General features: G+C 50.9%; 4 protein-coding genes. All 4 read left to right on the forward strand.

The features are described 5' to 3' along the window. Positions 1 to 246: 246 nt before the first annotated feature. Positions 247 to 1,614 (forward strand): antiviral reverse transcriptase Drt3a, encoded by a 1,368-nt coding sequence (drt3a, locus tag ACFWW2_RS01235; RefSeq protein WP_393925542.1) that lies wholly within the window; start codon positions 247 to 249, stop codon positions 1,612 to 1,614. Next, on the forward strand, positions 1,538 to 3,697 hold the full coding sequence (gene drt3b / locus ACFWW2_RS01240) for an antiviral reverse transcriptase Drt3b (protein ID WP_393925543.1): 2,160 nt from the start codon (positions 1,538 to 1,540) through the stop codon (positions 3,695 to 3,697). Before drt3a ends, drt3b begins: the two co-directional genes overlap by 77 nt. Positions 3,698 to 4,271: 574 nt before the next feature. After that, a complete protein-coding gene (locus ACFWW2_RS01245; RefSeq protein WP_393925544.1) occupies positions 4,272 to 5,159 on the forward strand; it encodes a tyrosine-type recombinase/integrase in 888 nt (295 codons plus the stop codon). Positions 5,160 to 5,171: 12 nt separating this feature from the next. Next, positions 5,172 to 6,365 carry an IS91 family transposase gene (locus ACFWW2_RS01250; RefSeq protein ID WP_393925545.1) on the forward strand — a complete coding sequence of 398 codons (1,194 nt, stop codon included), beginning with the start codon at positions 5,172 to 5,174 and terminating at the stop codon, positions 6,363 to 6,365. Positions 6,366 to 6,703 lie beyond the last annotated feature (338 nt).

Here is a 6,703-nt window from a genome sequence, read left to right on the forward strand (position 1 = left end):
CTAACACACCATCAGGTTGACCTGACGGCCAACGCGCCTTGGAACGTGCTTGCTACTTGAGGGCATCACGCCCCAAGGCGCGGCACAAACTGGACGACTTTTGCTCCGCCCCAATGGCCGGATATTACGCCGCCGTTGACAAAGAAAATTTGTAGGCTCCTAGTGCCCATCATCATTGCTACATCTGAGAACTTCGCCTACTTCTACTAGACATTGCATTCTTAGTTCGTAGGGCTATCTTTCACCGTGTTAGATCAAACATTTTCTGCAAATAATTTTCAAATAATCTCTGAAATTGAGAAGCGGCGTGGGCGGGTGCCTGATCTTAAATTTTTCCCAGAGGTCAAGAGACAGACCGAAATCCTCAAAGAGCGCATAGAAGATTGCAAGGATTTCAGAAGAAACCAAGTTGGAAAATACAGTGATCATGACCAGGAGATATTCAACCACTTGCGTGATATGCGAGAGGCCGCGCGGGACAAAAGGGATGAACAACTTCTCAAATGCCTCGAAGTTGTTGCGAAAAACGTATCTAAGAAAAGCTATTCAATCGATTTTGAGAAACTTGCCGGCCCAGGTGGAAAGCCAGTTTACCAAATCAAAAAAGATGTGCCTGAACATCACTATGCAGAGAAGAAAATATCGAGGAACTTAAGTAAGCTTTATAAGGTCAAGCAATCAAACCGAAACCAGATTGTATCTCAACTATCCAATATATTGATGGATAAGTTTCCCTATCACTTCATAAGAACAGACATTTCTAGCTTTTATGAGAGCATAAATCACGCCGCGTTAGTTCAGAAACTAAGAGACGATCAATTACTCAGTCAAACAGCCCTCCGCTTGACTAGAAACATGCTTGAAAAATTTTCAAGACTTACCGGAACCCCTGGAATGGGGCTACCTCGAGGGATAGGTCTGAGTGCGTACCTCGCTGAATTATACATGCGAGATTTTGACGAGGCAGTCCGTGGAATTGAGGATGTCGTTTACTATGCTAGGTACGTAGATGACATCGTTGTCGTATTTGCCCCTACGCCAATGTCCAAGCCTAAGGAATATATGCCTCAAATCGAGAGCGAAATGAGCAAGAAAGGGTTGGTAAGGAACACCATAAAAACCGAGGAATCAAAATTTGAGGCTGATGGGACTTCTCGAGGACGTTCTGGCTTGAAATTTGAATATCTTGGTTACGCATTTAACTTTGAACCAAAGCCAATAATTCGCCTTAGCGCCTCAAAAAATGCCAAATATGAAGCTCGGTTGAACGCTTCATTTTCCCGTTACTACGCGGACAAGACGATAAACTCGAGAAAGGCCTACAGGCTACTTTTGAAGCGTATCCGATTTCTCACGGGCAACACCCAACTCACTCACAACAAACAAAATGCCTTTGTAGGGGTATACTTTGGCAATCCGCATCTGACCGACACCCAGCAACTGAAGATTCTTGATCACAAGCTCACATACCTCATTTCCAAGGTGCCAAGCGCAAGCCTAAAGGCAAAACTTGGCACACTTTCGTTCGTTGACGGCTATGAACAACGCATCTTTAGGAGGTTTCATAGAAAGGGTGATTTTGGTAAAATTACAGAGGCTTGGAAGTATGAATAATAAGAAAGTCCTGGAGTCAAAATACAAATACCAGCGCCCAGTTTTAACGGAAATGCTTCCTTTTGAAGTGCCCCCTACGTTTAGCAATGGCGGATTTTTTCACTTTTTGACAAAGTATAATGTTAGAATTGATCAAAAAGGTGATGAGCTAAATGTTATTTGGGAATGTGACTCTGATGACGCAGACGTGGCTATTGCCATTATTTTTGGCATTGCACGAACGAGCATAGGCGTACCAACTACAGAGGAGATCAAGCGTGATGGCGTTAAAGTGAATCGGCGTCGTTGGAAGATCACCGACACGTGGACCAAACCGTTTCAATTTAAAATAAATCACAAAGAAAACGACTACCGCGAGCTATCTGTCATTCACCCGCGAAACCAGCTTTTAGTTGCCGATTTTTATGACAGGAACAGTGCCCAAGTTTTGTATCATTGTGGACGAAGTAATTTTTCAATCAGACGGCCAGACTCTGTTGTTAGCTCAACCAAGTATTCCGATAGGCTTTATAAGTCGTCTCAATCCAAGGGGCGCGATACTGTAGAAGAAGCTGGCAAAGAGTATGAAAACCTAGGATCCTATTTTTCATACAAGAGCTACAGCAATATTTTTAAGTTTTACGAGCATTATAAGTACCACAACGCCGAAAAGAAGTTTGGAAAACTACTCAAGCTGGACGTTTCAAAGTGTTTCGATAGCATCTACACACATTCGATGCCCTGGACGACTGTAGGCAGATCTGCCGTTAAAGCGGATAAGCAGAGCATTGGAAAAGCCCAAAAGACGTTTGGTGGGCGATTTGATTCTCTGATGCAATGGATGAATCAAGGTGAGACAAATGGAATCGTCATTGGTCCAGAATTCTCGCGCGTGTTTGCTGAAATTATTCTCCAAGGTGTCGATCAAAAGCTAGAACGCGTGCTGGCAAGCTCGGATGGGCTTATGCATAAAATAGACTATGAAGTTTTTCGCTACGTCGATGACTACTTCATTTTCCACAACAATGATGCCAATGTCGAAAAAATCACTCTCCATCTCGAGCACTTACTCAAAGAGGTGAAGTTAAATCTGAACTTGGCAAAATCAGAAACGTTCGAACGTCCGATTATCACCAAGTTGACGATGGCAAAAAATAGAGTAGGCAAAATTTTTGCAGATCATTTGATAGTTGAAGAGAGAAGAGACGATTCCATAAGCAGCTCCGAGCCGGTCAAGTATTACGTCTTCAAAGCCCACCAAGAGAGGCTAATTGTTGATTTCAAGACGGTGCTAGTCGAAAGCGGCGTTGGATACAAAGACCTGTTGAACTATGCTCTGTCAGCCATTGAGAAACGAACTCTGATTTATTTAAAGTCATATGAAAAAACTCCGGATAGCCATCAGAATTCAAAGCAACTCACAAAATCACTGATTGGCATTTTGGAGTTTTGCTTTTTTGTTTTTGCCGCTGAACCAAGAGTGAATTTTTCTGTCAAGCTAACACGGATACTTTCGTCAATGGTAGATGGGATCCACCGCCTCGAGGTCCCAAGAGATGAAAAACAACAGGTATTTAAATACGCCTTTGACAACATTAAACGAGAATTAAAGAACAGCGCCCAAAAACAGTACCGGGAGCTCGAAGTACTTTACCTTGTTCTGGCCTTGAAAAAACTAGGGAGGGAATATTGTCTACTACAAGAAGATCTGGCCGAATATCTCGGCATTGAAATTCTTAGCACGGGAGAATGGAAACGATCCGTGCCGATGGACTATTTTTCGGTGATTGTTGCCTTGCAGTATTCCGGCAACCGCAAGCGTTTCGCTGACTTACGCAACTTCATCGAATCGAATGTCCTCGGAACCTTCGAGGACCGCAAAGCTTATGTTGGTCGGGAAGCTGAACTCATCCTGCTGTACTTAGACTTGCAGCGCTGCCCGTATGTCTCCACCGCGACCAAAACCAAATTGAATGAGCACTTTTCTTTGAGCGCGGCGGACGCAGTTTCCATTCAAAATTCCACAAAGTATTGGTTTACTAACTGGAACAATTTCGATCTTTCTGAAGAACTAGACAAGAAGCGAACTCGAGAGGTATATTGAAAGAAGAGCAGCGCTTAAAGCCTACCGCCGAGCGAACCTTCGGGTAAGCGAGGTACACACAAGCTCCAAGGATACGCTACCGTAAACGTAGTTTGTCCAAAGGTCTTTGGCGCGGAGCGCCGCCATTGACCACAAGGGCAACGTCGACATCACACTCGCGACGAAACTTGTAACAGCCGCCTGAGGTCTATGGCTGGACCCCATTGAAAATGAAAATTACCCGCACACCGATGTTTTGGTCGACAAAATGCTGCGCGATGCGCGAACGGCTGCTTCGCCTGGCCGCGCCGCAGCATTCGGACCGTGGGGCCAAGGTCGGCTAAAGGGCCGGGAATACCTCGGAAGCTGGCCGAACTTTGCAGTTTTGCAATGTCGGCTTTCTGCGCGTTGCCGAAATTGGACATGTCAGATGCCGCGCAGCGGCTACGTCGATCAAGTCCGCAAGGACTAAGCCGCTCGCGCGGCAAAGGTGCGTTTGTCTGATGTAGCGCGCGACACGCGCGGCGGCGCATTTTGCGATCTGCCAAACCTGTCTGACGATTGGGGTTTCTCGATCTGATGACAGGAGGAACTCATGACAGAGGAGAAGATGAGCCCGCTGCGTGCGCGGATGATGGAGGACATGCGCATTCGCGGGATGGGCGATAAGGCTCAGAAGTCCCACATCCGGGCGATCAGGGATTTCGCGAAGTTCCTTGGTCATTCGCCGGATACTGCCACGCCAGAGGAATTGCGCGCATATCAGCTGCATATGACCGACAGCGGTGTAACGCCCTCGACTTTTAACACGCGGATCGTGGCGTTGCGGTTCTTTTTTGGCATCACTTGCGGGCGTGAAGACATGAAGCGGTTCATGCAATTCAAGACGAAGCCCAAGAAGCTGCCAGTTGTGTTCAGCGTGCAGGAGGTGTCTGACCTGTTGATGGCAACACCGGGACCAGGGCTGAAGTATCGTGCGGCCCTCAGCATTTCCTACGGTGCTGGTCTGCGCGCATCCGAGGTTTGCAATCTCAAGATCAGCGATATCGACAGCGATCGGATGTTGATCCACGTCGACCAGGGTAAAGGCGGCAAAGATCGTAAGGTCATGCTGTCACCGGGTCTGCTGAGCCTGTTACGGGAGTACTGGAAAGAGGCGCGGCCCGAAGGATGGTTGTTCCCCGGTAAGCCCAAGATCAATCCGATCTCGTCGCGCCAGTTGAACCGGGCCTTCACATCGGCCAAGCACATGGCCGGGATCAGCAAACCGGCGACACTGCACACATTACGGCACAGCTTTGCGACACATCTGCTGGAGGCGAACACCGATGTGCGCGTCATTCAGGTGCTTCTGGGCCATGCCAAGCTGACCACCACGGCTCAATATACCCACGTCGCCACCAAAACCATCAAGGACACGGTCAGCCCGTACGAGATGCTGGCTGGCCTTCAGGATCAGACCCTCAAACGAAGCCTGGAGTAATCGGCGCGGGCATTGTCCCGACCCAAGCTGGAGATCGCTGATATCTTTCGACGATATGGCCCCGCGTGGCGGCAGGCCAATGCCGGGCATGTCAGCCTTTCCCAGCTCAAGGTGATGTCCTCAATCGAAGCCTGCCGAACTGAGGTGCTCGGCGGGCATGTGGCCGGTTGCACCAAGTGCGGCCACCATCATACCGCCTACAACTCTTGCAAGAACCGGCACTGCCCAAAGTGTCAGGGACCAGCAGCGCGCGACTGGATGGAGGCGCGTGCCGCGGACCTGCTGCCCGTGCAATATTTCCACGTGGTCTTCACGCTGCCTGCGGAGATTGCCCAGATCGCGTACTGGAACAAGAAGGCGGTCTACGGCCTGCTGTTCAAGGCGTCGGCGGAAACGGTGATGACCATCGCTGCAGATCCCAAGCGCATGGGCGCGAAGGTGGGAATAACCAGCGTCTTGCACACCTGGGGCTCCGCCATGACCCATCATCCGCATATCCACATGATCGTGCCCGGCGGTGGCCTGTCACCGGACGGCACAGGGTGGGTCTCATGCAAACCGGGGTTCTTTTTGCATGTCCGCGTGCTCTCGCGCCTGTTCCGCCGCCTCTTTCTGGACGGGCTGATGGCGCTGCACCGGGCCGGAGGCCTGGCCTTTTACGGCGACCTGGAACGGCTGGCGCGGCCAGGTTCCTTCGCATCCTGGCTCACCCCGTTCCGCAAATCCGAATGGGTGGTCTATTCCAAGTCACCCTTTGGCGGCCCCGAGGCCGTGCTCGCCTATCTGAGCCGCTACACCCATCGGATCGCCATTTCGAACCACCGCCTCGTCAGCGCTGATGCCAACATGGTCGCCTTCCGCTGGAAGAACTACCGGATCAAAAACAGCGACCGTCAGAAAGTCATGCGGCTCGCCACGCCCGAGTTCATCCGCCGCTTCCTGATCCACGTTCTACCCAACGGGTTCCACCGTATCCGCCACTACGGCCTGCTGGCCGGCGCAACGCGCAAGGCCACCATTGGCCGCATCCGCGATCTGCTTGGGCAGCGGCGGACTGAACAGCAAGCGCAGGAAACGGCGGAGATTGCCACGCTCACCCTGCGCGAGCCATGCCCCTGCTGCGGCGGCCCGATGCGCATCGTCGAAATCTTCCGACGGGGCCAGAAACCAATGTCGCGCGCACCGCCACGGGAACAGGTCGCATGACGAACCGCCCGTCACCTTCTCGAACATCACTCCGGATCGATTGCCCGATCTGGATCGACCTGGTTTTGCGGCAAGCCGCCATCTGCATGCGAACCGCCGATCAAACGCGACTCCCGAGACCCAACGTCATCTGTGGTGCAGATCAGAGCGCCTCTGAAGTCCGTCAAAATCCATTGCGCCGGCGGTCAAATTCGATCGGCGCTGCAACCCTTACCACGCTTTCCCCATAGGCAGCGCCTGGTCGCCGCGGCTTCCACCTTGCGAGGATTTCCAACGCGGGCCCCACGCAGCTCCCAACGGCAAAGTCGCACACCGGCCCGCATCGAAAATCCTTCACC

The organism is Yoonia sp. R2-816, from assembly GCF_046762905.1.
Taxonomy (GTDB): domain Bacteria; phylum Pseudomonadota; class Alphaproteobacteria; order Rhodobacterales; family Rhodobacteraceae; genus Yoonia.

What these genes read in the sequence shown, in the direction of transcription:
- drt3b (WP_393925543.1), top strand. Translation starts at nt 1,538, where the DNA reads ATGAACAACGCATCTTTAGGAGGTTTCATAGAAAGGGTGATTTTGGTA.
- ACFWW2_RS01245 (WP_393925544.1), top strand. Translation starts at nt 4,272, where the DNA reads ATGACAGAGGAGAAGATGAGCCCGCTGCGTGCGCGGATGATGGAGGAC.